Origin of the sequence: Rhodopseudomonas palustris (assembly GCF_003226555.1) — a bacterium.
Lineage (GTDB): Bacteria > Pseudomonadota > Alphaproteobacteria > Rhizobiales > Xanthobacteraceae > Rhodopseudomonas > Rhodopseudomonas palustris_I.
On record NZ_QKQS01000026.1, the window covers coordinates 352,553 to 376,486 of the forward strand.

Here is a 23,934-nt window from a genome sequence, read left to right on the forward strand (position 1 = left end):
TACGAAGGTCCCAGAGAATTCCTTGGCTTGACAAACAGCACGCCAACGCACGGCAACGGAAAAGACGTCGTCCTCTAATGACCTTGCTGAAACGAAAAAGGCCCCACCTGAGAAAAGGCGGGGCCTGACTTCTGCGTCATATGAAGGCTTGTTATTGCCCGGCCATATGACGGCCCCTGGTGGGGTCTTAGACGAGGATGGCAAGCCAGAGCCTCACACATGCGTCAATGTACATACTACAAGTGTTTTGTCAAGAGAGACATGCCCAAGCCTTTGAGTACACAGGATTTTATCAGTTTCATCTGGTCGGTCGAGAGCACCTCATATCGGTAAGTTCTTTTTCCCTCGCGTGTTTTCCCAGTCCGAATCAAGTTGAGGCGATGAAACCCAACCGCATAGATCATGTCGCCCTTCACCCATACTCCATCGCTTTCCCAGCCCGCGGGAAGTGGTGGTCGGATATCGATTTGGCAGTGATAAGACATGATCGGGTCCGGTGGCGTCGTACTTAAACAGACGACGGTGCATAATCCTGCTCTGGCTGCGATTTTGGGGCTTAGGACAACTACGCAGCGAGGCTTCACCATCTCAGGCTGCTTGAAGGTGCCGTCGAAGTCGCAAATCAGAATCGTCCCAGGAAGAGGATGTTCGTTAATGGGCATGTCGCAATCCGGCCGAATCGAAAGACGGAGACGATATCAGTTGAGCACGCGCACGTTTAGTTTCAGGGGATAAGTGCTGTCGTTTCTCGCGCTCCCGCTGGGACGACACCGGGTGTGCGATAGTCGGTCGACAGATACTCAGATGCGCGCGTGGCCGAGCAGAAGCGACGCTCCCGCTCGGACTTCGTTTTATGCTTCGCTCATCCAGTTGATTGAGAGTGACTGAGCACGCAGCGATTCTCGTAGCATCGGCCCGGATGGCCGGATGCCGTCAATCCAGGGGCTCCTCGTCGCGAGAAGACGATGCTCTCCTGTCTCAGATCTTGAGATTGCGATATACCGAGACCTCGCGCTCGCGCGCGAGGCGGGCGTCGTCGCCGGCGCGGATGCCGCGCCAACCATCAAAAAACACCACGATGGTTGTAATCAGCCCGGTGATCTTGCCGATCAGGAATCCGAACGGGAAGATCAGCCGCTCCGCCGGCAGGATGAACTGCGAGCCGAGGAAGATGATCGCCGCGTTGGCGAAATACGCAGTGCGGTACAGCGTCTGTTCCTTCCAGGCGCTGCGCGCGTAGGGGCGCGAACTCTTCTTCACCGCCTTGTTGTAGCGCGGGTTGCGAAGTAGGCCCCAGAGCCGGCGCTTCTTTGGCAGCTCTCGTGGGCCGGCGAGCAGTGCGCGATAATTCTCGCGCATCTGGAAATGGGCGATCAGCGCCAGCAGCAGGTTGAGTGCGACCAGCACCGCTTTCACTTCCCACAGCGACAGCAAAAGTTGTGCGGCGAGGTCGACGAAGATCAGATGCGTCGCCGCGTTCAGCACGAAGGCCGAGCGATGGAATGCGGCGCGGTTGATGTTGGCGACCTTCTCGTCGATGAACGCCGCGCCAGGCTTGGTCTCGCCGAGCTGCAGCAGCGCCGCGCGCTGCGCCTCCGTCAGGTCCCAGCTCTTGCCGAGTTCGTCGATCGTCACCACCGGCGTACCGCGCTTGATCCGGAACGTCGCCTTGGCCGACCATTCCGAGACTCGCGTGAGCCAGCGCCGCGTCACCGCGAAGCGCGAGGTGCTGGTCGCCGCCTCGACGAGAGGGTGGGGATCTGGTTGCATCGTGTCCTTCAGCGCGGGCCGATCGCCGTCAATCGCCGAAAAGCGGGTCCTCTGCAAGCTTGGCGGCGGCCTTGGCGGCCGCCTTCATCTGCTGTCGGATCTCGGCAGCATCAAGGTCGGCGAGCTGCCGGGCGGCATCGGGATCGAGCTTCGCCTTGGTTCCGCGGTTGAATTTGCCGGCCAGCCTGCGGTGGACGACGACGTCGTTGAGCTGGCCCAGCGCGTCGAGCAGCTTCTTCAGGTGCTTCCTGAACCGCTCTAGCCGCTTGCCGGTCTTGCCGCCGAACAAGCTCGCGAAGAAGCCGATCGCGTAGTTCAGCTTCTTGGCGGCGATGCGGACTTGGTGCCTCTCCTCGTCATCGAGCTGTGCGAGCGTCGCCAGCCGCTTGTTCAGCTTGCGGGCGCGCCGCGCCAGCACCTGTTCGGCGAAGGCTGCGGCCGAGGGGCGATCCGCACCGTCCGCCGCCTTGGTCCATTCGCCCGCATCAATCCAGCGCTGCAGATCGACCAGCAGTTTACGAAACCGTTGCAGCTCCACGGTCGCACTGGCGCTGTCGAATGCCGCACCGCGGTCGGAGCCGAGCCGCTTCAGGAATGCCGGGGAGCCGGCGCCGAGCTGCGCGCTTTTGATTTTCACTTCCAGCAGGTGCAGATCGCGCGCCGGCGCCAGCCGTCCGGCCAGCCACTTCAATTCGCGCTTCATCCGCTGGGTATCGCGGCCGTCGATCAGATCGCCGAATACCGAGATCGCGGCGCGCATCCGCCGCAGCGCGATTCGCATCTGGTGCACGCCGGTCGGGTCGCGGCGCCGCACTTTGGGCTGCTGCACGGTGATCTGGCGCAGCATTTCGGTCGCGATCGCTCGAAATGCCTCGCCGCTGCCGATGTCTTGCGACAGAACGATGTCATGCGCCGGGCCGGTAGCCGGCCTGGCCGCAGATTTCTTGAGAACTCGACGCATTTTGTCCCACGGGCGAAGAACTTGACCACCCGCGGTACCCTAGCAGATTTACGGGCCGATGACGTAGCGTTGTGCCCGATCGGGCGACGTCCAAAACAGCTCACCGGCGCGCCGGCCGGTCACGCCCGCCTTAGCACTTCCAGCGGGTAGCCGATCAGCTTGGCCACCGCATAGGCGATGCCCATGCCGATCAGGATCGCAGCCGCTTGGCCGCCATAGTACCACGCTGCCGACGGTGGGAACGGCATCAGTTGATTGGCGAAGTCGAGGCACCACAGAATTGCGCCGACGCCGACGCCCATGACGATGACGAGCTGAATGCGCTGCACTGCGGCCTCGATCCGGGCCATCCGTGCTTCGACATGTTTGTCCGGTCCGCGTTCCGGCGCCGGTTTGCTCGGAGCCGGGGTGGTCTGGACGTTGTCCGGAGCCGTCGTCGTCATGCCGTCCTCGCTGTTCGTCTAAAGTCCAACTACCCGCGCGATCGCAGCTGCGATCCGCTCTCGCGTAGCAGTAATCGTCGCTGCATTGCACAGAATTGACTCAGCACAAAACCGCTGCCGCAAACGATGCGCGCTTAGTGATCATGCTGATCGATAACTGTGCGCGCCGTTGACTTAGCGCAAATACGACCGAAGGTAAATTTGGGAAAGAGAGCCTCTTTACAGCAGTTCTAATCGCCGCAGTGGCGTGCGCTTGGGGGGAGCTCGTGATGCATACACCTTGGCAAGCCGCCACTGCTCTGAAGAGCGAAGCCAGGGAGCTTCGCCCGCTCACCGGCAACGAGGCGATTGCGCGTGCCGCTTGGGAAGCCGGCGTCCGTGTCGCGGCTGCTTATCCTGGTACGCCCAGCACCGAAGTTCTGGAAACGCTGGCGACCTATCCGGCCGAGGATCTGCACGCGCAGTGGTCGACCAACGAAAAGGTCGCGCTCGACGTCGCGATGGGCGCGTCGTTCGCCGGCTCACGCGCGCTGTGCGCGATGAAGCATGTCGGCCTCAACGTCGCCGCCGACGCGTTCATGACCGCGACCTATATCGGCGTGAACGGCGGACTGGTGCTGGTGGTCTGTGACGATCCCGGCATTCACTCCTCGCAGAACGAGCAAGACAGTCGGATTTACGGCCAGCTCGCCAGCATCCCGGTGCTGGAGCCGAGCGATGCCCAGGAAGCCTACGACTTCACCAAGCTCGCGTTCGATATCTCCGAGCAGTTCGACACCCCGGTGATCGTGCGCAGCACCACCCGGCTGTCACACACCCGCAGCACGGTGTCGGTCGGCGAGCGCGTCGAGGTGCCGCCGCGCGTCTTCCTCGAGCAGCCGTCGAAGAACGTGATGATTCCGGCGCATGCCCGCGGCCGGCATCTGTTCGTACTGGAGCGCGAGGCGAAGCTGAAAGAGTTCTTGGCGGTGTCGGCGATCACCCGGATGGAGCATGGTGAGGGCTCATTCGGCATCATCACGGCCGGTACTTGCTATCCCTATGTCCGCGAAGTGCTGCCGCACGCTCCCGTGCTGAAGCTGGCCGCATCCTGGCCGCTGTCTGAAGAGGTGCTGCGCGAATTCTGCGGGGCGTTCGAGCGAGTATTCGTCGTCGAGGAGCTGGAGCCGATCATCGAGAAGGAAGTCGCCGCGCTCGGCATCAAGGTCGAGGGCAAGCGGCTGTTTCCGCGCGCCGGCGAATTCTCGCCCGAAGTGGTGCGTGCCGGTCTGGTGCAAGCCGGCCTGTTGCCGGCACCGCCGTCCCATAATGCCTGGGTGCCGGAGCCGGTGGTGCGTCCGCCGGTGCTGTGCGCCGGCTGTCCGCACACCTCGAGCTTCATGGCGGTGCGCGCCTCCGGCGCCCGCGTCGCCGGCGACATCGGCTGCTACACGCTGGCGGTGCTTGATCCCTTGCGCGGTATCGATACCTGCGTGGCGATGGGCTCGTCGATCGGCAACGCCGTCGGTATGGCCAAGGCCGGCGAGACCAAGCCGATCGTCGCCACCATCGGCGACTCCACCTTCCTGCACGCCGGCATCCCGGCGTTGATCGACGCGGTCTACAATCAGGCCAACATCGCCGTGATGCTGCTCGACAACCACATCACCGCAATGACCGGCGGTCAGGAGCACCCCGGCACGGGCAAGACGCTGCGCGGCGATCCTGCGCCGCAGGTCGACTACGAGGCGCTGATCAAAGCCTGCGGCGTCAAATGGGTGAAGAAGGTCGACTCGTACGATCTCGCTGCCACCCATCAGGCGCTGCGCGAGGCGATCAACTATCGTGGCGTTGCGGTTCTGATCTCGAACCGGCCGTGCGTGCTCGATCCGATCAAGATCAAGGGACCGCCGCTGGAAGTCATCACCAGCCAGTGCACCGCCTGTCAGTCCTGCATGAATCTCGGCTGCCCGGCGCTGACCTGGAGCGACGAATGGTTCGAGGGCCGGCACCGCGTCAAGATCGATCCGGCGCTGTGCATCGGCTGCACGCTGTGCGCCCAGGTCTGCACCATCGACTGCATCAAGATCGCGAGCCCGGCGGTGACGCAATGAACGAGCAGAGCAATGTGGTCGCATTGAATGCGGCCAGCGAGCCGACGGCGTTCAACGCCGCGCTGGCGGAGCCCACCAACGTGCTGATCGTCGGCGTCGGCGGCCAGGGCGTGATCCTGGTGTCCAAGGTGCTGGCGTCGCTGGCCCAGGCGCACGGCTACGAGGTCAAGCAGAGCGAAGTCCACGGCATGGCCAAGCGCGGCGGCACCGTGTTTAGCCATGTCCGGTTCGGGCCGCGGGTGTGGTCGCCCACCATCGCCAAGGGCGAGGCCGACGTGCTGATCGCGCTGGAATGGGCCGAGGGCCTGCGCTGGCTGCCGCATCTGAAGCGCGAAACCGGCGTGTTCATCTGCGACACCAAACGGATCGTGCCGCCGTTCGCCTGCCGCAGTCGCCGTCCCGGCGCGCCGATGCGCTACTCCACCGAAACTGCGGAGCAGGTCGCCGCCTACGTGTCCGAAGCCTACGCGATCGACGCCACCAAGATGGCCGAAGAGCTCGGCAACGAGCGCGCTGCTAACGTCGTGCTGCTCGGCGCGCTGTCGACCGTGCTCGAATTCGCGCTGCCGGAGTGGGAGAAGACGGTCACCGCGTTCGTCCCGAAGAAGACCATCGCGGTGAACTCGGCAGCGTTCGAGCTCGGCCGTAATTGGATCGCTGAGGCCAAGAGCGAGCCGCCGACCGTGGATGCCGCGCCCGCTGCGGTGCCGGCGCATACGCTGTATCAGCCGCGCCTCGAGATTACCGAGGCCTGGTGCAAGAGCTGCGAAATCTGCGTCAAGCTGTGTCCGGAGCGCTGCCTGACCCTGAACGCCGATCGCATCGCCACCCTGGTCGCGCCTGAGAAATGCACCGGCTGCCGGCTATGCGAATGGCTGTGCCCGGACTTTGCGATCCGCGTCCATCTCGACCCCGAAGCGCCCGCGATGGAGGCCGCGCAATGAACGCGCCGGATCGCCACATCCCAAAGGCCGCCGCCAAGTTGCTGTCCGGCAACGCCGCCTGTGCCCAGGGCGCGATCGACGCCGGCTGCAAATTCTTCGCCGGCTATCCGATCACGCCGTCGTCCGAAATCGCCGAGCGTCTGTCGACCATGCTGCCGGCGGCCGGCGGCGTGTTCATCCAGATGGAAGACGAGATCGCCGCGATGGCGGCGGTGGTCGGCGCCTCGATGGGCGGTGTCAAATCGTTGACTGCGACCTCCGGTCCCGGCTTCTCGCTGAAGCAGGAGAACATCGGCTACGCGGCCGGGGCGGAAATTCCGTGCGTGATCGTCAACGTGATGCGCGGCGGTCCGTCGACCGGCATGCCGACCCGGCCGTCGCAGGCTGACATCTTCCAGACCCGCTACGGCAGCCACGGCGACTATCCGATGATCGTGCTGGCGCCGGCCTCGGCGCGCGAGATCTACAACGAGACCATCCGCGCTTTCGACCTCGCCGAGTTGTGCCGCACGCCGGTGATCCTGCTGTACGACCAGGTGATCGCGCAGTCGTCGGAGACCGTGGCGCTCGGCGGCCGCACCTCGGTGCATGCCACGCGAAAATGGGCGAGCGGCCCGCGCGAGGCTTACAAGCCGTATGCGGCCGATGCCGACCTGATTCCGCCGATGCCGCGTCCCGGCGACGGCTATCGCACCCACACCACCGGCCTGACGCACAGCGAGACCGGCTTTCCGAGCCAGGACCCGGAGATCGTGACGCGCAATCTCGGCCGGCTTTATGCCAAGCTCGATCGTCATCGCGATCTGATCGACAGCTATGAGGCGGTGCGCTGCGAGGACGCCGAGGTGGTGATCGTCGCGATCGGCATCAGCGCACGCGCCGCGCGCCGCGCGGTCGATGCCTGCCGCGCCGAAGGCAAGAAGGTCGGGCTGTTCCGCCCGGTCACGCTGTGGCCGTTCCCGGAGATCGCGCTGCGCGAGGCGACGCGAAACGCCAAGGCGATCCTGGTGCCCGAGCTCAATATCGGCCAGCTGCGGCTGGAGATCGAGCGTCAGCTTCGCGATCGCCGTGTCGAAGGTCTGCATCTGATCAGCGGTGAACCGATCACGCCGGCGCAGATTGCAGCCGCTGCCAGCAAGCTTGCTTCGGAGGTCTGAGATGTTCCGCGACGCGCCGCATTTCGACGTCCGCGATTATCTCCGCAAGGAGATGATGCCGCACTTTCTCTGCCCAGGCTGCGGCCACGGCATGGCGCTGCGCGCGCTACTGTGGGCGATCCATGAACTCCACATCGACCGCGACAAGCTCGCGGTGGTGTCGGGCATCGGCTGCGCCGGGCGGCTGTCGGCCTATATCGACGCCAACACCTTCCACACCACGCACGGCCGGCCGCTGGCGTATGCGACCGGGTTGGCGCTGGCGCGGCCGGATCTGCACGTCGTGGTGATCACCGGCGACGGCGATTGCCTGGCCATCGGCGGCAACCATCTGATCCATGCCTGCCGGCGCAATCTCAAGCTCACCTGCCTGATGCTCAACAACGAGATCTACGGCATGACCGGCGGCCAGGTGTCGCCGACCACATCAGAGACGCGGCTCACGACGACGACGCCCCACGGCAACACCGAGCCGAACTTCGACGCCTGCGCGCTGGCGACCGCCGCCGGCGCCGGCTTCGTCGGCCGCGAAGTGACGCGGCATGTTCCGAAGTTGAAAGAGCTGATCAAGGCCGGGCTGCAGCATCCGGGCTTTGCTTTCGTCGAAGTGGTGTCGGACTGCACCGAAGTCTACGGCCGCAAGAACGACATGGGCTCGTCGGCCGAGATGGTGATGCGGCAGAAGAGCGAGATGCGCCCCTCGGCGTATCGCGACAGCGTCGACGAGCCGTTCCGTTCGACCGATCTGCCGACCGGCATTCTGGCCCAGAACAACCGGCCGGAATACGGCGCGGCGTTACGCGCCGCGGCCGCCGCGCGTGCCGGCAAGTGACGGGGAGAGCAGCCATGTCGACATCCCGCATCGAACTTCGCTTCGGCGGCACCGGCGGCCAGGGGCTGTTGCTCAGCGCCAAGCTGCTCGCCGACGCTCTGTCGCTGGAAGGCCGCCACGTCGCGCAGTCGCAGACCTACGAGCCGACCTCGCGCGGCGGCTTCTGCAACGCCGACCTCGTCGTTGCCCATGGCGAGGTCGACTATCCGTTGCCGATCGAATTCGACCATCTGGTGCTGCTCGACAAGATCGCCATCAAACCGTCGTGGCCGAAGCTGAAGGCCGGCGCGCTGGTGATCTCCGATGTCCGGCTGTGCCCGGAGCTGCCGGAAGCCGGTCGCTTCAAGCGCTACCCGTTGCCGCTCAGCCGCACCGCGATCGAGCTCGGCAGCGAGCGTGTCACCAACATCGTGGCGCTCGGCGTGCTGGTCGAGCTGTCGGGCATTTGCAAGCACAAATCGGTCGAGCAGGTGGTGCGCGCATCCTCGCCGCGTGGCTTCCTCGATCTCAACATGGACGCGCTGGCCGCCGGCACCGCGCTGGCCAAGGCGCCTGCCGTCGCGGCGGCGGCATCGTGATCGCAAGCTGTCACCAGGCACTGCGCGAACCTCTCCCCGCGCGCGGGGAGAGGTCGACGCGCTCTTGCGCGGCGGGTGAGGGGGCGTCTCCACGCGGCCGAGCCTCGGTGCCCGCGTCGCCCCTCACCCCAACCCTCTCCCCGCAAAGAGCGGGGCGAGGGAGCTCGCCTTGCGCGGGACGAAGGTCTTGTTCCGAACTCAGACATGAAACGTGTCTCTCGTTCTCCCGGCACGCGGAGAGAGCGAGAGTCCGATACTGACAAAGGATTGCTTCGATGAGCGCCCAGCCCGCATTGCGCGAACAGACCGTCTATATGCACGACCGCGCAATCGAAACCATGCCGCGGCCGCAGCTCGCGGCATTGCAGTTTGAGCGGCTGCGCAAAATCGTCGAGCGGGCGTATCGTGACGTTCCGCACTATCGCAACAGCTTCGACCAAGCCGGCGTCAAGCCGGCCGACCTGGCCTCGCTCGCCGACATCGCGAAGTTTCCCTTCACCAAGAAGACCGATCTGCGCGACAACTATCCGTTCGGGATGTTCGCGGTGCCGCGCAATCAGATGCCGCGCATCCACGCCTCGTCCGGCACCACCGGCAAGCCGACCGTGGTCGGCTACACCCGGACCGACCTGGACAATTGGGCGAACCTGATGGCACGCTCGATGGTCGGCGCCGGCGCATCGCCGGAGGACATCGTCCACAACGCCTATGGCTACGGCCTGTTCACCGGCGGCCTCGGCGCCCACTACGGTGCCGAGCGGCTCGGCTGCACCGTGGTGCCGGCCTCCGGCGGCGGCACCGAGCGACAGGTGCAGCTCATCGTCGATTTCGGCGCCAATGTGCTGTGCTGCACGCCGTCCTACGCGCTGAACATCGCCGAAGTCGCCGAGCAGATGGGCGTGAATTTGCGCGATGCGCCGCTGCGGGTCGGCCTGTTCGGCGCCGAGCCGTGGAGCGATGCGATGCGCCGCGATCTCGAAGCGCGCCTCGGCATCAAGGCGGTCGACGTTTATGGCCTGTCGGAGATCATGGGGCCGGGTGTCGCCTGCGAATGCGCGGTCGCGCAGAACGGTCTGCACGGCTGGGAAGATCACTTCCTGTTCGAGACCATCGATCCGGAGACGCTCGAGGTGCTGCCGATGGGCTCCGTCGGCGAACTGGTGATCACCACGCTGACCAAGGAAGCGCTGCCGATGATCCGGTATCGCACCCGCGACATCACCAGCCTGAACACCGAGCCCTGCGCCTGTGGCCGCACCCATCTGCGCATCATGCGCGTCACCGGCCGCGACGACGACATGCTGATCATCCGCGGCGTCAACGTCTATCCGTCGCAGGTGGAGTCGGTGCTGATCGGCTTCCCCGGAATCGCGCCGCACTATCAGATCGTGCTGACCCGCGAGAAGGCGCTCGACGCCATGACGGTCGAAGTCGAGATCGCCCCCGACGCCCCGCGCGACGAAGCCGCGCTCGCCAAGAAGGCGGCCGAGGTGACCCATCACGTCAAGTCGCTGATCGGCGTCACCTGCAAGGTCGCGGTGAAATCGCCGGGCGAAGTCCCGCGCTCGCAGGGCAAGGCTGTGCGGGTGAAGGACCAGCGGAATATGTGATCAGCCTTTCCCCGTCATTGCGAGGAGCGCAGCGACGAAGCAATCCAGAGGCCGCACGTGTGGCTCCTGGATTGCTTCGCTCCGCTCGCAATGACGGGGTAGGGTTGGTCCTAGTTGTTACAGCCCCAGCACCAGCTTGCTGATGATGTCGCGCTGGATTTCCGAGGTGCCGCCGAAGATGGTGTAGGCGCGGCCGTTGAGATGCGTCGGCATCACGGCGAGTTCGTCCTCCGGGATCGCCGGCGGGGCGTTGAGGCGGTGCAGCGGGCGGGTCGGTTCGACGTAGAGGCCGTCGGTGCCGATCACGTCGACGGCGAGCCGGCTCACCGCCTGGTAGATCTCGCTGGTGCGCAGCTTCAGGATCGACGACACCGCGCCGGGGTTCTGGCCGTTCTGCAGCGCCGACAGCACCCGCAGTTCGGTCATTTCCAGCGCGTCGATGTCGACCTCGACCTCCGACATCCGGATCGCGATGTCCGGATCCTCGATCGCTCGGCCGGTCGCGTCCGACTCGGCGAACGCCGCCGCCCGGTGCAGCGCCTTGCGGAGCTTGGCCGAGGCGATGCCCGAGCCACGCTCGAATTCCAGCAAGTACTTGCCGTAGGTCCAGCCCTTGCCTTCCTCGCCGACCAGGTTCGACGCCGGAATCCGGACGTCGTCGAAGAACACCTGATTGACCTCGTGGTCGCCGCCGATGGTCAGGATCGGGCGGATGGTGATGCCGGGGCTCTTCATGTCGATCAGCACGAAGCTGATGCCGTCCTGCTGCCGCGGCTCGTCGCTGGTGCGCACCAGCGCGAACATCATGTTGGCGTTGTGCGCGTGGGTGGTCCAGATCTTGGTGCCGTTGATGACGTAGTCGTCGCCGTCGCGGACCGCACGGGTCTTCAGCGACGACAGGTCCGAACCCGAGCCCGGCTCCGAATAACCCTGGCACCAATAATCCTCGCAGGACAGAATCCGGGGCAGGAAGTAGTTCTTCTGCTCCGGCGAGCCGAAGCCGATGATCACAGGCCCGACCATCTTGACGCCCATCGGCGTCGGGGAGGGCACGCCCGCGTGGGCGCATTCGGTCTCGAAAATCCAGCGCTGCGCCGGCGTCCAGCCGGTGCCGCCATATTCGACCGGCCAGCCGGGTGCGCCCCAGCCCTTGGCGTTCAGGGCGCGCTGCCACGGCACGCCGGTCTCGGGTTCAGAGAACACCGAGGCGTTGAGCGACTCCGCCCGCTTCATGTCGGGCGTGAGATTGGCCGCGATGAAGTCGCGGACCTCTTGCTGAAAGGCGAGCTCGGCTTCGCCGAAGGTCATGTCCATGTCGATGCCTCGCTGTGCTTAAACAGGCCGGCCGCTGAGCGCGGCGTGGCGGCGATAATGATGGGTGCTGCCCCCGAACAGCGTCTCGAACGCCAGCAGGCGCTTGAAATACGCGCCGACATCGAGCTCCTCGGTGACGCCCATGCCGCCGTGCAGCTGCACCGACTGCTCGGCGACGAAGCGCGCGCCCCTGCCGATCTTGGCCTTGGCGCCGGAGGCGGCGCGTCCGCGTTCGGCGGCATCGGCTTCGGCCTTCAGCGCGGCACGCAGCGCCATCGAACGGGCTTCATCGACCTGCACCGACATGTCGGTGAGACGATGCCGCATCACCTGGTTGGCGGCGAGCGGCCGACCGAATTGTTTGCGCACCTTGGTGTAGTCGAGCGTCTTGTCGGTCAGCGTCTGCATCATGCCGACCGCTTCGGCCGACATCGCGGCCAGCGCGCGATCGACCACCGCCTCGACCGCTGGATAGGCATCGACATCGCCGCCGAGCATCGCCTCGGCCGGCGCCCGCACGCCTTGCAGCGTGAGATTGCAGGCCCGGCCGCCGCCAAGCCGCGGATAGTCGGCAAGCGTCAGGCCCGCCGCGTTGCGCGGAACCAGAAACAGCCGCAGCGAGCCGCTGCCATTGTTCGCCAGCCGCGCTGACACGATCAACTGATCGGCCGACGCGCCGTCCAGCACCGCGACCTTGGCACCATCGAGCACGTAGCCGTCGCCGTCTTTGCGCGCGGTGGTGTCGACACGCGACAGATCCGCACGCGCCGCGCGTTCGGCATGCGCGAAAGCGAGCCGCAGCGTGCCGTCCGCGACCTTCGGCAGCAGCGCCGCCTTCTGCTCGTCGCGGCCGTGTTCGGCGACGAGGCCGGCGCCGAGCACTACGGTCGACAGATACGGCTCGCTGACGAGGCCGCGTCCAAACGCTTCCATCAGGATGCCGACTTCGATCGCACCGCCGCCGATGCCGCCATGGGCCTCGGGCAGCGGCAGCGCCAGCCAGCCGAGCCCGGCGAACTGCTTCCAGATCGTTTCGCTGAAGCCGTGGGGCTCCTTGGCGTTGTGCTCGCGCAGCTTGGCCGTATAGGTCTCGGCGATGAAGCGGTCGGCGCTTTCGCGCAGCAGCCGCTGCTCGTCACTCGGCGTCAGATCCATCGCTTACACCTTCACTTGCTTGCGTACCGACGGATGCAGTCCCGAGGGATCGACGATCATTCCAAACTCCTGCAGATTGTGAGCGTGACAAAGCTGATGCAGCGCGAACGCCTGATCGATCGCGGCCGGCTGCCCCTGAATATCCACCGAGCGATTTACCGCTTCCTTGGTCATCTTCAGCGCGAAAGCGGGTTTGGCGGCGATGCGTAGCGCGAGCTGCAACGTGAAGTCGCTGAGTTCGGCGGCGGGCACGACGTGATTGACCATGCCGAGCTGATGGGCTTCTTGCGCGCTCCAGCTATCGGCGGTGAACAACAGCTCCTTGGCCTTGCGCGGGCCGAGCTCCCACGGATGCACGAACCATTCGACGCCGCACACGCCCATCGTCACGACGGGATCGCAGAACTCGGCAGTGTCCGATGCGACGATCAGGTCGCAGGCCCAGGCCAGCATCAGCCCGCCGGCGATGCACTTGCCGTGTACTTCGGCGATGGTCGGCTTGGCCAGATTGCGCCAGCGCCTTGTGATCTGCAGATAGATCTCCTGCTCGCGCGCCATCCGGCCGTGCGCGCCGGGCTCGCGAAAGCCGCCCCAGGCGCCGACCGGTGGAAAGTCGACTCCGGCTTCGTTCTTGGTGGTGGCACGCAGATCGTGGCCGGCCGAGAAGTGCGGGCCGTTGCCGGCAAGGATGATGACCTTGACGCTGTCGTCCTGCACCGCGTCGTCGAACGCGGCGTTGAGGTCGTAGGTCATCTGCAGATTTTGCGCGTTGCGCGCGTCGGGGCGGTTCATCACGATACGTGCGACCGCTGGATCCGGTCGCTCGACCAGGATCGTTTCGTAGGAGCTCATCCATCCTCCCGTTTCTTGTTGTCTCGGCTTATGGCGCCGGTTGTGTTCCGCAGAGTGTGGCAGGTCGCGGGCGCGACTGCAAACAGCTTGTCTGCCGCACCTGCCGCGGAATTCCGCGCGGTGGAGCGCGGCGGCAAAGAGCCGCTGGCGATCGCACTGGTTCCGGAAACCACCCGCATTGAGCCAGAACAATCCGCGTCCGGCGTGATTATGCGATGGCCGTTCAGTATCGGTTCGGCGGTGCCAGAATTGATTTCGGGCAGCCGGCGATCCGTGCGATAGCTTGCGGCCCCGCGCCGAACCTCCTTGCCTGTCGAAAGTGGATGATGCCGCCGTTCCGCGTCACGCCGATGATCCGCCATCTCGTTCGTGCCGGCGCGCTCGGCGCCGCGGTCGCGCTGCTGCTCGGCAGCGCCGCTTTTGCAGCCGCTGACCTCGCCAGTCTGCCGCGCGATCTGTCGCCGTGGGGCATGTTCAAGAACGCCGACATCGTCGTGAAGGTGGTGATGGCCGGCCTCGCGCTGGCGTCGCTCGCGACCTGGACGGTGTGGCTGTCGAAGACCATCGAGCTGCGGCGCGAAACCGCCGGCGCTCGCGCCGGCCTCGCCAAGCTCGAAGCCGATACCACGCTGGCTGAACTCGGCCGCGGCAGCGAAGGCGCGCATGACGCGGTGTCGCAACTGATCCAGACCGCGGCGCGCGAAGGCAGCCTGTCGGGCTGGAATTTCGACGCCGATTTCAAGGAGCGCGTCGCGCTGCGGCTGGAGCGGGCCGAGGCGGCGATGGCGCGCAAGATCGCCAGCGGCACCGGCATCCTCGCCACCATCGGCGCGGTGGCGCCGTTCGTCGGCCTGTTCGGCACGGTGTGGGGCATCATGAATGCCTTCATCGGCATCTCCGAAGCGCACACGACCAATCTCGCGGTGGTCGCGCCCGGCATCGCCGAGGCGCTGCTCGCTACTGCGCTCGGCCTCGTCGCCGCAGTGCCGGCGGTGGTGATCTACAACTATCTGGTCCGCGCCATCGCCAATTATCGTGCGCTGCTCGGCGATGCCTCAGCCCAGGTGCTGCTGCTGGTCAGCCGCGATCGCGGCCGTTCGGCGCGGCAGATGCGGGCGGGGTGACGCGATGGGCGTGCGGCTCGGCGGGCGGCGGCTGGCGGAGGACGATCTCGAGATCGCACACGAGATCAACGTCACGCCGTTCATCGACGTGATGCTGGTGCTGCTGATCATCTTCATGGTCGCGGCGCCGCTCGCCACCGTCGACATCGGCGTCGATCTGCCGGCCTCGACCGCGGCGCCGCAGCCGCGCCCGGACAAGCCGGTCTATCTGTCGGTTCAGCCGGATCTGACGCTGGCGGTCGGCGAGACCATCGTGGCGCGCGACGCACTGGCGTCTGCGCTGCAGAGCGCGACGGGCGGCAACAAGGACGAACGCATCTTCCTGCGGGCCGACAAGGCGGTGGCTTATGGCGAGCTGATGGCGGTGATGAACCTGCTGCGCGACGCCGGCTATCTGAAGGTCGCGCTGGTCGGGCTCGACGGCCGGGACGAGCCATGAACGACTACGTGCTGCACGAGACGCCCCGCCGCGGCCGCAGCCAATGGCTGCTGTCGGCGGCGGCGATCGTGGTGGCGCATTTCGCACTGATCGCCGCGGCGGTCGCCTGGTATCAGCAGGCGCCGTCGCCCGGCGTGGAGATGCCGGCAATCCTGGTCGACATGGCGCCGTCCTCCGCCGCGCCCGCGCTGCAGCCGCAGGATCTCGCGCCGGGGCCGCAGATGCAGGAAGCGCCGGCCCCGCAGGAGGAGGCGAAACCGCCGCTACCGTCGCCGGCTCCTGAACCTCCGCAGCAGCTCGCGGCGCAGCAGCCCGAGCCGCCGGCGCCGTCGTTGCCGGCGCCGGAAGCGGTGTTGCCGTCGCCGCCCGCCGTGGCCGAGCCGGCCAAGCGCGAAGAGCCCAAGCCGAAGCGCGAGGAGGTTCGACCTGATCGGACCAAGCGCGCTGCGGCGCCGTCGAAGCCGCATCGGCATCCGCCTGCGCCGCGCACCACCGCTGCGCCGAAGGCCGAGCGTCGGGCGGCGCTTGCCGCGGCGCCGAACGCCGGGCGCGCCGCCGCCGCTGCGGCACTGCCGTCGTATCGCGACCGGCTGGCCGCGCATCTTGCCCGCTACAAGCAATATCCGGCTGCGTCTCGGGCGACCCGCGAGCAGGGCACCGCGATGTTGTCGTTCACGGTCGGCCGCGGCGGCCAGCTGCTCAGCAGCCGGCTGGCGCGCAGCTCCGGCCATGCTGCGCTCGATGCCGAGACCATGGCGATGATCCGCCGCGCCCAGCCGCTGCCGCCGATCCCGAGCGAGATCACCCAATCGTCGCTCAGCTTCACCGTCCCGGTGCGGTTCTCGCTGCAGTAAATCGGTCGAAGTGAATCATCCCGATCGGGATTATTTTGTTGTGAAACGACGGTGCGGCTCACAATAATCCCGATCGGTTCGTTTATCTGGAAAAGCTCTGATCTGATGCTATAATCATCCCGAAAGGGGTGATTATGCAGTCAGTGATCGACGCCGAGCGGTTTGGCTCGCTGATCCGCGCGGAAAGGAAGGCGCAGCGGCTCACCCAGGAGGAGCTCGCCGGCCTAACCGGTGTTGGCGTGCGTTTTGTGCGCGAGCTGGAGGCCGGCAAACCGAGTTGCCAAATCGGACGTGCGCTTCAGGTCGCCGCCGCTCTGGGCTTGACGGTGTCGGTCGGCAGCGGACGGGAGCGCGCGCCTTGAGCCGCCGACTGGACGTGTTCTTTCGAGACGCCAAGGCGGGCGCTCTCAGCCAGGACGAGGCTGGGGCCCTGAGTTACGTCTACGATTCCGATTATTTGTCAGCGCCGGGTTCATCCGCCGTCTCGTTTTCCATGCCGTTGCGGGAAGAGCCCTATGGCGATCGCATCGCGCGGCCGTTTTTCTCCGGCCTGTTGCCCGACGGAGGCGCACGACAGCGTCTGGCAGGTGTGCTCGGCCTCTCGGCCGGCAACGCTTTCGGACTACTCGAAGTCATTGGCGGTGAATGCGCCGGCGCGCTGTCCTTGTGCGCAGTCGGACATGTTCCTCCGCCAGCCGACGACGATGGCATCGAGTTGCTCACGCCTGCGCGCCTCCAGGATATCATCAGCAAGCTGCGCGACCGTCCGCTGCTCGGAGGCGAGGAGGGCGTTCGGCTTTCGCTCGCTGGAGCGCAAGACAAGCTCGCCGTCTGCGTGGAGGGCGATGCGATCGGCCTGGCGCGAGGCGGCCGGCCGACGACGCATATCCTCAAGCCCTTCATTCAGGCGCTCGACGGCAGCGTCGAGAACGAGCTGTTCTGCATGCGTCTTGCCGCACGTCTGAAACTGCCGGCACCGGACGTCGCGTTACGTCGCAGCGAGCAGACCACGTTCCTGCTCATCGAGCGATACGACCGCATGAAACAGCCAGGTGGCCGGATCATCCGTCTGCATCAGGAAGATTTTTGTCAGACGTTGAGCGTGCCACCCGAGCTCAAATACGAAGACGAGGGCGGGCCGGGCGTGCAGCGTTGTCTTGATCTGATCGACCGTGCCACGGCGCGTCCGGCCGCCGGCCGGCTCAGCTTCATCAGGATGCTGATCTTCCACTATCTGGTCGGCAATGCCGATGCGCACGGAAAGAACTACGCCCTGCTGTATCAGAGCGCGCGCCCCGACCTCGCGCCCCTCTACGACGTCGTCTGTACGGCCGCCTATCCGCGGCTCGCCAAAAAGCTCGCGATGAAGATCGGCGGCCGCAATGTTCCGGATACGATCCTGCTCGAGCAGTGGCAGGCGTTCATGCCCGGAACGCGCAGCGCGCAGCGCTTGCTCGTCAAGAACCTGAGCGAGTTGGCCGGCCGGATCGGCGCCGCTGCCGACGAACTGCTCGCAGAGCTACGCGACGCCGGAATCGATCATCCGATTCTCGAGACGGTTCGCTCGGTGATCGATACGCGTGCAACACATCTGCTGCGGATCGCGGAGAAGGCTGCGGACTAATCCGTGCGAGCGCGGCGCAAGGATCTATAGCAGTTCTGTATTTGATAGAATCGGGACTGTGCTTCGGACTGCTCACAACAGGCTCAACGTCATGGTGAGGAGGCGCGCAGCGCCGTCTCGAACCATGCGCTGCAGGCCCTGCGGCTCCTCATCCTTCGAGACGCCCGGCTACGCCGGGCTCCTCCGGATGAGGACTTTTAGCCCACTTGGCAAGGCTCAAGTCCGCTTCAATCAATCGATGAAACGCTCTATCCCTGCCCGTGCGACGCCTTCACCGCAGCCCGGTCGATCGCGCCCTTTGCGTCTTTCGGCAGCGCCTCGACGAACACGACGTGCTTTGGCTTCTTGTAGCGCGCGATCAGCGAGGCCACGAATTCGGCGAGGGTGTCGGCGGCGATGCTCTGGCCGGGCTTGCACACGCACACCGCCTTGATGGCTTCGCTCCATTGCGGATCGGGGACGCCGATCACGACAGCTTCGGCGATCGCTGGATGCTGCTTCAATGCGCCTTCGACCTCGGCCGGATAGACGTTCTCGCCGCCGGTCTTGATCAGCTCCTTCTCGGGCGCGCGGCCGGCGTAGAACAGGTAACCGTCGGCGTCGAACCGGCCCATATCGCCGGTGTGATGCCAGCCGTTGCGGAACGCGTGCTGGGTGGCGGCGACATTGTTCCAATAGCCTTTGAACACCGTCGGGCCGCGCAGCACGATCTCGCCGACTTCGCCGGCCGGTAGCGGCCGGTCCTCGGCGTCGACCACCGCGACGGTGCGCCAGAACAGCGGCCGGCCCGCGGAATTCGGCCGGTCGCGATACGGCGCGAACGTCGACAGGCCCGAGGTCTCGGACTGGCCGAAGGTGGCCCAGAACGTTGCGTCCGGGCAGGTGGCTTCGAACCGCTCGATCGTCTCCGGCGTGTCGAGTCCGGTCACGGCGCGCAGGCTTGTGAGCTGCGCCGGCTGGGCCTGATCGAGAATGTTGCCCAGCATCGGGGCGAATTCGGCCATCACCGTCACCTTGTGGGCTTCGATGTCGCGCGTCGCCTGCGCCGGATCGAACTTCGCGGCGATCACGCTCATCCCGCCGGCCTGCTGCAGCGTCAGCATCAGGCCGAGGCCGGTGACGTGAAACAGCGGCAGCATGCCGAGATTGACGTCAGCCTCTGTCAGCCGCCAAGCCTCGACCAGCGAGCTCTGCGCGATCAGGAGATTGCCCTGTGAGATCAGCGCGCCGCGCGGCCGGCCGCCGACCGCGGCGGTGTGAATGATGACGAAGCCGTCGGCGGCGCCGAACTCTGGCGGGTTGAGCGGGGCGTCGGAGGCGAGGTCGGAAAACGGCGCGAACGGTCCGCTGCCGCCGCCGATCGCATAGGCTTTCTTCACGCTGCCGAGCGCGGGCAGCATGCCGGCGACGATGTCGCGATAATCGGTGCCGGCGATCACCACACTGGGCGCGCCGTCGCCGAGCACGAAGGCGATCTCGTCGGCGTTGAGCCGGTAATTCACCGGCAGCAGGATCGCGCCGATCAGCGCCACCGCGCCGATCAGCTCGACCATCTCGATGCAGTTCTGCGACAGGATCGCCACCCGGTCGCCGGGCTGTACGCCGTCGCGCAGCAGGCCGCTCGCCAGCCGCTCAGCCTGCGCCAGATAGTCGCGGTGGGTCAGGCGAACGCCGTCGACCACGAAGGCGGTGCGCTCCGGAAACAACGCCGCGTTGCGGCGGTAGACGTCGGCCAGCGTGAAATCGTGAAGCGCCATCGTTTCGTCCCCCTCGGTCGGGCTGTGTTCGCTCGCTGGCGGCTCGCCCGGATTGTCGCGCCGGCCGGTGTGCCGCCGTGCGCATCTGCTTTGTAGCGAACATCTTCGAATTGCGGAAAGCATGATCCCGGAACGAGCTCAAGCCTGGATCTCGCTACCGCCAAAATGGCTCGTCGGGCTCGCGTCGAGCCAACCAATTTCGTCTTCTGAAGGGCCGCCGGCTTCCCCCGCTGTTCCCGAATCCCCATCTCTGTGAATGGATTGTGGCAAGGAACATAGCCGACCCGGCCGAGTTGGGGACGCAACACTAGGGATTGGAGGCACCTCATGGCCAACGACAACCGAAGCCTGGAAGAAATTCGCCGCGACACCGAGCGCGCCCGGGCCGGCCTGACCGAGACCGTGGGGCAGTTGCGTGCCACGGTGACCGATACCGCCCACGAAGTGCGCGAGAAATACTCTCCGACCGCCATCAAGGCCGAGGTCAACAGCTATATCAAGTCGCGTGGCGAGGAGCTGGCGGACGGCGTCCGCCATTCGATCCGCAACAATCCGGTGCAGGCAGTTGCGGTCGGCGGGACGCTGGCCTATCCGCTGTGGAGGATCATTCGCGCTATCCCGACACCAGTGCTGATGATCGGTGCCGGGCTGTATCTCGCCGGCACCCGCTCGGGCACCGAACTCACGCAGCGTGCATCTGACAAGGCGCGCGATCTGGCCGGTGACCTAGACCGCCGCGCGCGCGAATTCTCGGCCGATGCCGCCGACACAGCCATCGCGGCGCGCGAATACGCCGCCGGTGCGATCGGTGCCGCCAGTGAAGCCGTGAACAGCCGCGCAGAAGAGTTTCGCCAGGCCGCCGTTGCCACCGCGGCCGATCTCAAGCATAGGGGGGACGACCTTAGCCGCAGCGTCGCGCACAGCGGTGAGGATCTGCGCCGCCGTGCCACGGCGACCGGCGAGGCGTTCGCCGGTGAAGCCGACCAGCTCGCAGCGCGCGGCACCGGCATCGCCAGTGCGGTGGCCGACACCGTGCGCGACGCTGCCGGGCAGGTCCGCGACCGCGCCGCCGATGCGGCGACCAGAGTGCGGGAAACGATCCACGACACCCGCGACGCCGGCATGCATGCGGCCGAGCGCCTGCGCGATCAGGCCACCGATTTCGGCCAACGCGCCACCACCACCGCCAAGCGCACCGTGACCGACCATCCCTTGCTGGTCGCGGGAGCCGGGCTGTTGATCGGCGGACTGATAGCCAGTGCCTTTCCGCGCGTCCGCGCCGGCGGCAAGCGAGTCGGCCGGCAGGTCGGCGAACGCGCCCGTGAGGCCGCCGCTCGCGGTGCCGAAAAGGGCCGGGCCGCCTATCAGGGAGCGGTGCGGGAGGCCGAGCAGCAGGGACTTACCGGCGAAGACATTTCCGAAAACGTCCGCGATCTCGGCCAGCGCGTCCGCAAGGTAGCCGAGGCCGCCGCGGCGTCGTTCGAGGCGTCGCCGCCCTCGCAGAACAAGCATTGATCGGAGACAGGGCATATGGCTGAGCAGATCGTAAAGACACCTGGCGCCACGGGCGGAAACAATGGCGGTCGTCAACAGCCGCCGAAATCGGCCAAAAAGGACCCGCAGGAGCGCACCATGGAAACCGGCGGCGCGGAAGCCGAACCCGAACGCGATCTGCGCGAACGGATCGTTGGCGTCGCAAGCGAGTCGGCCGAGGCCGCCCGCGCCAAGGCCGAGGAGTTCGCCGAAACCGCGAAGGATTTCGCGGCCGAGGCCGGCGAGTCGTTGAAGCGCCGCGCCTATGAAGAAAAGCAGGCCGGTGCCGACTACGTCGCCCATATTGCCGATGCGATCCGGCGCGCCTCTCGCGAGTTCGACGATGATCTGCCGATCGCGGGGGTCTACATGCGCAAGGCGGCCAACAAGGTCGAGGATATTTCAGACACTGTGCAGCGCGGCGACCTGTCCGATCTCGTGCACGGCGTACAGGACTTCGCGCGGCGGCAGCCGACCGTGTTTCTCGGCTTGGCTGTGCTCGCCGGCTTCGGCGCCGTGCGTTTCCTGAAGAGCTCGGCAGGTACGCGCGGCAGCCGCGTCGTCGACGCTGAACCTAACCGGAGTTTCGATGATGACCGAACCGAATCCTAATCGCTCGATTCCGGATCTGGTCGGCGACGCGTTTACGCAGTTCGCCAAGCTGGTCAGCAACGAATTCGAGCTGGCGCGTGCCGAGATGTCCGACAAGATCGGGCAGGTGGGCCGGGCGGCGATGATGATCGGCGCCGGCGCTGTGATCCTGATCCCAGGGCTGGTGGTCCTGCTGATGGCTGCCGCCGCGGCGCTGGTCGAGCACGGTTTTGCGAGCTCGGTCGCGTATCTGATCGTCGGCGGTTGCACCACCGGCATTGCGGCGGTGCTGATCGGCTTCGGAGCCAACCGGATGTCGCCGGAGGCGCTGAAGCCGGAGATGACGATCGAACAATTACAGCGCGACAAGAAAGCAGCCGGGGAGTTGATGCGATGACCAAGAGGGATGGCTTGCCTTTGATCGGCGATCTCGGCGGCGCGATGCGGCGCAATCCTGTGTCGACTGCGTTGATCGGCATGGGTCTGTTGTGGCTGTTCACCGGCGACCGTGCCAAGGCCGGCGCGGGGCGAATCGTGCGGAGTGCCGGGCTCGACCACGTGCCGGATGTCGCCTCTGACGCGCTCGACCGGGTCGGCGAACGCTTTGCCGATGTCGGCGACCGACTATCGGAGGTTCGCGACAGTGCCGCAAGCGCCGCAGCAGAGACCGTGCGTGCGGCCCGCGACCGCAGCGCCGACGTAATCGATCGGGCGACCGAGTTCGGCCGTGCGATACCTGAGACCGGGGCCGATCTATTCGACAGCGCTAAGTTGAAGCTTGGTGATCTGTTCGAGGAGCAGCCACTGCTGCTCGGCGCGATTGGCGTGGCGATCGGCGCAGGGATTGCGGCGTCGCTGCCGGCGACCGACACCGAGCGCGAATTGTTCGGCGACACCAGTGACGAGATGATGGCGCAGGCGCGCGACTACGCGCGACAGCAGGCGGCGCGTGCCGGCGAGATGGCACGAGACGTCGCCGGCGCCGCGGCCGAAGAGGCTCGCCGTCAGGGACTGACGCCGGAGGCCGCGGTAGCGGCGGCGCGCGAGGTCGGCGAAAAGGCCAAGCGGGTCGCCGAGGCGGCCGAAGACAACGTGCGGTTGGAGTGATCGCGATGGCGGACGACAAGGCACCCGATGATCGCCCGGACGATGCGATGAAGAGCGGAACGCGCGAGCCCTGGAAGAAGCCGGGACAAAGCTCGCAAGTCGACGACCAGAATCCGCCCGACAGGCCGGATCTGGAACGCTGGCAAAACTCCGAGACGCACTAGAAGTCCACATACATCCAACAGTCGGGATCAGATGACCGCCGCGGAGCCGAGCATTGCCGCGCGCCGAGGATGGCGCGCATCTGAACGTCGCCGCCCGAACGAGACGCGGAGGCGATTCGACTCGCCCTGGCAGGTTCTGAGCGATCAGTGGAAGAGAATTGCGCTCGGCACTTACACTCGCATCGGTGACGACCGGCTGCTGCTGGTCGCGGCCGGCGTCGTGTTCTATTGGCTGCTCGCGCTGTTTCCCGCTATCACCGCGCTGGTGTCGTCCTACGCACTTTTCACCGATGGGGCGACGATCCGTGGACACCTCGCAGAATTGTCGGCGGTGCTGCCGGCCGGAACTTATTCGGTGATCCAGGATCAGGTCGGCCGCGTGCTCGCGAACGGTCAAGCCAAGCTCGGTCTTGCATTCCTCATCAGCCTGTCATTGGCATTGTGGAGCGCCAATGGTGGCGTTAAGGCGGTGATCGACGCTCTCAACGTCGTGTACGACGTCGAGGAAGAGCGCGGTTTCTTCAAGCTCAACGCGTTCTCGCTGTTGTTCACGCTCGGCGCCTTGTGCGCTGTGCTGGCGGCGATCGGCTTGGTGATCGCGGCACCGATCGTGCTGGCGCGCGTTGGGCTCGGCAGCCTGGTGGCGGTGGCGATAGACTATGGCCGCTGGCCGGCGCTGGCGCTGATGACGCTCGGCGGGCTCGCGATTCTCTATCGCACTGCGGCCAACCGGCCGGCGCCTCCGTGGCGCTGGGTAGTACCGGGAAGTGTCTTGGCGGCGTTAAGCTGGCTCGCCGGCTCGGCGGCGCTGTCTTACTATCTCGCGAATTTCGCGGACTACAACGCGACCTACGGCTCGCTAGGCGCGGCAATCGGCCTGATGATCTGGATGTGGATGACCGCGATCGTGGTGCTGGTCGGCGGCGAACTCAACGCCGAGATCGAAGCCCGCGCCGGCCGCGCCCACAACACGCCGGCCAGCTCTTAAGGCGGCGCCGTGTGCGGTGATAGTCATTCGATTGCTTGATACGC

At 66.0% G+C, this 23,934-nt stretch carries 26 protein-coding genes; 18 read left to right on the plus strand and 8 right to left on the minus strand.

All coding sequences use genetic code 11. The annotated features are described in order from the left end of the window. Window positions 1-236: 236 nt before the first annotated feature. From DNX69_RS22050 to DNX69_RS22065, 4 genes are all read right to left on the minus strand, one after another. The gene (locus DNX69_RS22050) at window positions 237-662 is read right to left on the minus strand and encodes a type II toxin-antitoxin system PemK/MazF family toxin (protein WP_110788124.1); all 426 of its coding nucleotides are present in this window, start codon (window positions 660-662) and stop codon (window positions 237-239) included. Window positions 663-978: 316 nt separating this feature from the next. Next, entirely contained in the window at window positions 979-1,770 is a 792-nt protein-coding gene (locus tag DNX69_RS22055) for a hypothetical protein (protein ID WP_110788125.1), read from the minus strand. Window positions 1,771-1,798: 28 nt separating this feature from the next. Continuing rightward, on the minus strand, window positions 1,799-2,731 hold the full coding sequence (locus DNX69_RS22060) for a CHAD domain-containing protein (protein ID WP_110788126.1): 933 nt from the start codon (window positions 2,729-2,731) through the stop codon (window positions 1,799-1,801). A gap of 119 nt (window positions 2,732-2,850) precedes the next feature. Next, a complete protein-coding gene (locus DNX69_RS22065) occupies window positions 2,851-3,174 on the minus strand; it encodes a hypothetical protein (RefSeq protein ID WP_110788127.1) in 324 nt (107 codons plus the stop codon). Between the two features lie 269 nt (window positions 3,175-3,443). Here DNX69_RS22065 and iorA point away from each other — a divergent pair, with 269 nt between their 5' ends. The 6 genes from iorA to DNX69_RS22095 all read left to right on the plus strand — a co-directional run bounded on the left by iorA (window position 3,444) and on the right by DNX69_RS22095 (window position 10,388). After that, window positions 3,444-5,267: an indolepyruvate ferredoxin oxidoreductase subunit alpha gene (gene iorA, locus DNX69_RS22070; protein ID WP_110788128.1), complete on the plus strand. Its 1,824-nt coding sequence runs from the start codon at window positions 3,444-3,446 to the stop codon at window positions 5,265-5,267. Then, window positions 5,264-6,211 carry a 2-oxoacid:acceptor oxidoreductase family protein gene (locus tag DNX69_RS22075; RefSeq protein WP_110788129.1) on the plus strand — a complete coding sequence of 316 codons (948 nt, stop codon included), beginning with the start codon at window positions 5,264-5,266 and terminating at the stop codon, window positions 6,209-6,211. Before iorA ends, DNX69_RS22075 begins: the two co-directional genes overlap by 4 nt. Then, window positions 6,208-7,368, plus strand: coding sequence for a 2-oxoacid:acceptor oxidoreductase subunit alpha (locus tag DNX69_RS22080; RefSeq protein ID WP_110788130.1), 1,161 nt, complete (start codon window positions 6,208-6,210; stop codon window positions 7,366-7,368). Before DNX69_RS22075 ends, DNX69_RS22080 begins: the two co-directional genes overlap by 4 nt. A 1-nt stretch (window position 7,369) precedes the next feature. Continuing rightward, window positions 7,370-8,200, plus strand: coding sequence for a thiamine pyrophosphate-dependent enzyme (locus DNX69_RS22085; protein ID WP_110788131.1), 831 nt, complete (start codon window positions 7,370-7,372; stop codon window positions 8,198-8,200). Window positions 8,201-8,214: 14 nt separating this feature from the next. Next, window positions 8,215-8,778, plus strand: a complete 564-nt coding sequence (locus DNX69_RS22090) for a 2-oxoacid:acceptor oxidoreductase family protein (protein ID WP_110788132.1) — start codon at window positions 8,215-8,217, stop codon at window positions 8,776-8,778. 275 nt (window positions 8,779-9,053) lie between these two features. After that, window positions 9,054-10,388, plus strand: a complete 1,335-nt coding sequence (locus DNX69_RS22095; protein ID WP_110788133.1) for a phenylacetate--CoA ligase family protein — start codon at window positions 9,054-9,056, stop codon at window positions 10,386-10,388. Between the two features lie 117 nt (window positions 10,389-10,505). On the opposite strand, the gene DNX69_RS22100 is transcribed toward DNX69_RS22095, so the two are convergent. Genes DNX69_RS22100 through DNX69_RS22110 form a run of 3 tightly spaced genes read right to left on the minus strand, consistent with a single transcriptional unit; the run spans window position 10,506 to window position 13,709 of the window. After that, entirely contained in the window at window positions 10,506-11,702 is a 1,197-nt protein-coding gene (locus DNX69_RS22100; protein WP_110788134.1) for an acyl-CoA dehydrogenase family protein, read from the minus strand. 18 nt (window positions 11,703-11,720) lie between these two features. Further along, window positions 11,721-12,857, minus strand: coding sequence for an acyl-CoA dehydrogenase family protein (locus tag DNX69_RS22105; protein ID WP_110788135.1), 1,137 nt, complete (start codon window positions 12,855-12,857; stop codon window positions 11,721-11,723). A 3-nt stretch (window positions 12,858-12,860) separates the two neighbouring features. Next, complete coding sequence (locus DNX69_RS22110) at window positions 12,861-13,709, minus strand: enoyl-CoA hydratase (protein ID WP_110788136.1); 849 nt, start codon at window positions 13,707-13,709, stop codon at window positions 12,861-12,863. 42 nt (window positions 13,710-13,751) lie between these two features. On the opposite strand from DNX69_RS22110, the gene DNX69_RS22115 reads away from it, so the two are divergent. The 6 genes from DNX69_RS22115 to DNX69_RS22140 all read left to right on the plus strand — a co-directional run bounded on the left by DNX69_RS22115 (window position 13,752) and on the right by DNX69_RS22140 (window position 17,750). Next, on the plus strand, window positions 13,752-13,991 hold the full coding sequence (locus DNX69_RS22115; RefSeq protein WP_133256037.1) for a hypothetical protein: 240 nt from the start codon (window positions 13,752-13,754) through the stop codon (window positions 13,989-13,991). 41 nt (window positions 13,992-14,032) lie between these two features. Next, a complete protein-coding gene (gene exbB, locus DNX69_RS22120) occupies window positions 14,033-14,833 on the plus strand; it encodes a tonB-system energizer ExbB (RefSeq protein ID WP_234827047.1) in 801 nt (266 codons plus the stop codon). A 4-nt stretch (window positions 14,834-14,837) separates the two neighbouring features. After that, window positions 14,838-15,272, plus strand: coding sequence for a TonB system transport protein ExbD (gene exbD / locus DNX69_RS22125; protein WP_110788138.1), 435 nt, complete (start codon window positions 14,838-14,840; stop codon window positions 15,270-15,272). Beyond that, the gene (locus DNX69_RS22130; protein WP_110788139.1) at window positions 15,269-16,126 is read left to right on the plus strand and encodes an energy transducer TonB family protein; all 858 of its coding nucleotides are present in this window, start codon (window positions 15,269-15,271) and stop codon (window positions 16,124-16,126) included. The genes exbD and DNX69_RS22130 overlap by 4 nt, the downstream gene beginning before the upstream one ends. A gap of 134 nt (window positions 16,127-16,260) precedes the next feature. Next, window positions 16,261-16,488, plus strand: a complete 228-nt coding sequence (locus tag DNX69_RS22135; RefSeq protein ID WP_110788140.1) for a helix-turn-helix domain-containing protein — start codon at window positions 16,261-16,263, stop codon at window positions 16,486-16,488. Next, a complete protein-coding gene (locus DNX69_RS22140; protein WP_110788141.1) occupies window positions 16,485-17,750 on the plus strand; it encodes a type II toxin-antitoxin system HipA family toxin in 1,266 nt (421 codons plus the stop codon). The genes DNX69_RS22135 and DNX69_RS22140 overlap by 4 nt, the downstream gene beginning before the upstream one ends. A 248-nt stretch (window positions 17,751-17,998) precedes the next feature. Here the strand turns inward: DNX69_RS22140 and DNX69_RS22145 are convergent, their stop codons facing one another. Next, window positions 17,999-19,507, minus strand: coding sequence for an AMP-binding protein (locus DNX69_RS22145; RefSeq protein WP_110788142.1), 1,509 nt, complete (start codon window positions 19,505-19,507; stop codon window positions 17,999-18,001). A 327-nt stretch (window positions 19,508-19,834) separates the two neighbouring features. Between DNX69_RS22145 and DNX69_RS22150 the strand changes: the two genes are divergently transcribed. The 6 genes from DNX69_RS22150 to DNX69_RS22170 are packed head-to-tail and all read left to right on the plus strand — an operon-like array spanning window position 19,835 to window position 23,890. Then, on the plus strand, window positions 19,835-21,022 hold the full coding sequence (locus tag DNX69_RS22150; RefSeq protein ID WP_110788143.1) for a hypothetical protein: 1,188 nt from the start codon (window positions 19,835-19,837) through the stop codon (window positions 21,020-21,022). 15 nt (window positions 21,023-21,037) lie between these two features. Beyond that, window positions 21,038-21,652, plus strand: a complete 615-nt coding sequence (locus tag DNX69_RS22155) for a hypothetical protein (protein WP_110788144.1) — start codon at window positions 21,038-21,040, stop codon at window positions 21,650-21,652. Further along, complete coding sequence (locus DNX69_RS22160) at window positions 21,633-22,028, plus strand: phage holin family protein (protein ID WP_110788145.1); 396 nt, start codon at window positions 21,633-21,635, stop codon at window positions 22,026-22,028. The genes DNX69_RS22155 and DNX69_RS22160 overlap by 20 nt, the downstream gene beginning before the upstream one ends. Further along, window positions 22,025-22,738 (plus strand): hypothetical protein, encoded by a 714-nt coding sequence (locus DNX69_RS22165; protein WP_110788146.1) that lies wholly within the window; start codon window positions 22,025-22,027, stop codon window positions 22,736-22,738. Before DNX69_RS22160 ends, DNX69_RS22165 begins: the two co-directional genes overlap by 4 nt. A gap of 5 nt (window positions 22,739-22,743) precedes the next feature. Beyond that, window positions 22,744-22,902: a hypothetical protein gene (locus DNX69_RS26385; protein ID WP_165825309.1), complete on the plus strand. Its 159-nt coding sequence runs from the start codon at window positions 22,744-22,746 to the stop codon at window positions 22,900-22,902. Between the two features lie 31 nt (window positions 22,903-22,933). Next, window positions 22,934-23,890 (plus strand): YihY/virulence factor BrkB family protein, encoded by a 957-nt coding sequence (locus DNX69_RS22170; RefSeq protein ID WP_110788147.1) that lies wholly within the window; start codon window positions 22,934-22,936, stop codon window positions 23,888-23,890. Window positions 23,891-23,934 lie beyond the last annotated feature (44 nt).

Coding starts and splice junctions, on each gene's coding strand:
- DNX69_RS22050 (WP_110788124.1), bottom strand. CDS start 662: ATGCCCATTAACGAACATCCTCTTCCTGGGACGATTCTGATTTGCGAC.
- DNX69_RS22055 (WP_110788125.1), bottom strand. CDS start 1,770: ATGCAACCAGATCCCCACCCTCTCGTCGAGGCGGCGACCAGCACCTCG.
- DNX69_RS22060 (WP_110788126.1), bottom strand. CDS start 2,731: ATGCGTCGAGTTCTCAAGAAATCTGCGGCCAGGCCGGCTACCGGCCCG.
- DNX69_RS22065 (WP_110788127.1), bottom strand. CDS start 3,174: ATGACGACGACGGCTCCGGACAACGTCCAGACCACCCCGGCTCCGAGC.
- iorA (WP_110788128.1), top strand. CDS start 3,444: ATGCATACACCTTGGCAAGCCGCCACTGCTCTGAAGAGCGAAGCCAGG.
- DNX69_RS22075 (WP_110788129.1), top strand. CDS start 5,264: ATGAACGAGCAGAGCAATGTGGTCGCATTGAATGCGGCCAGCGAGCCG.
- DNX69_RS22080 (WP_110788130.1), top strand. CDS start 6,208: ATGAACGCGCCGGATCGCCACATCCCAAAGGCCGCCGCCAAGTTGCTG.
- DNX69_RS22085 (WP_110788131.1), top strand. CDS start 7,370: ATGTTCCGCGACGCGCCGCATTTCGACGTCCGCGATTATCTCCGCAAG.
- DNX69_RS22090 (WP_110788132.1), top strand. CDS start 8,215: ATGTCGACATCCCGCATCGAACTTCGCTTCGGCGGCACCGGCGGCCAG.
- DNX69_RS22095 (WP_110788133.1), top strand. CDS start 9,054: ATGAGCGCCCAGCCCGCATTGCGCGAACAGACCGTCTATATGCACGAC.
- DNX69_RS22100 (WP_110788134.1), bottom strand. CDS start 11,702: ATGGACATGACCTTCGGCGAAGCCGAGCTCGCCTTTCAGCAAGAGGTC.
- DNX69_RS22105 (WP_110788135.1), bottom strand. CDS start 12,857: ATGGATCTGACGCCGAGTGACGAGCAGCGGCTGCTGCGCGAAAGCGCC.
- DNX69_RS22110 (WP_110788136.1), bottom strand. CDS start 13,709: ATGAGCTCCTACGAAACGATCCTGGTCGAGCGACCGGATCCAGCGGTC.
- exbB (WP_234827047.1), top strand. CDS start 14,033: ATGATGCCGCCGTTCCGCGTCACGCCGATGATCCGCCATCTCGTTCGT.
- exbD (WP_110788138.1), top strand. CDS start 14,838: ATGGGCGTGCGGCTCGGCGGGCGGCGGCTGGCGGAGGACGATCTCGAG.
- DNX69_RS22130 (WP_110788139.1), top strand. CDS start 15,269: ATGAACGACTACGTGCTGCACGAGACGCCCCGCCGCGGCCGCAGCCAA.
- DNX69_RS22135 (WP_110788140.1), top strand. CDS start 16,261: ATGCAGTCAGTGATCGACGCCGAGCGGTTTGGCTCGCTGATCCGCGCG.
- DNX69_RS22145 (WP_110788142.1), bottom strand. CDS start 19,507: ATGGCGCTTCACGATTTCACGCTGGCCGACGTCTACCGCCGCAACGCG.
- DNX69_RS22150 (WP_110788143.1), top strand. CDS start 19,835: ATGGCCAACGACAACCGAAGCCTGGAAGAAATTCGCCGCGACACCGAG.
- DNX69_RS22155 (WP_110788144.1), top strand. CDS start 21,038: ATGGCTGAGCAGATCGTAAAGACACCTGGCGCCACGGGCGGAAACAAT.
- DNX69_RS22160 (WP_110788145.1), top strand. CDS start 21,633: ATGACCGAACCGAATCCTAATCGCTCGATTCCGGATCTGGTCGGCGAC.
- DNX69_RS22165 (WP_110788146.1), top strand. CDS start 22,025: ATGACCAAGAGGGATGGCTTGCCTTTGATCGGCGATCTCGGCGGCGCG.
- DNX69_RS26385 (WP_165825309.1), top strand. CDS start 22,744: ATGGCGGACGACAAGGCACCCGATGATCGCCCGGACGATGCGATGAAG.
- DNX69_RS22170 (WP_110788147.1), top strand. CDS start 22,934: ATGACCGCCGCGGAGCCGAGCATTGCCGCGCGCCGAGGATGGCGCGCA.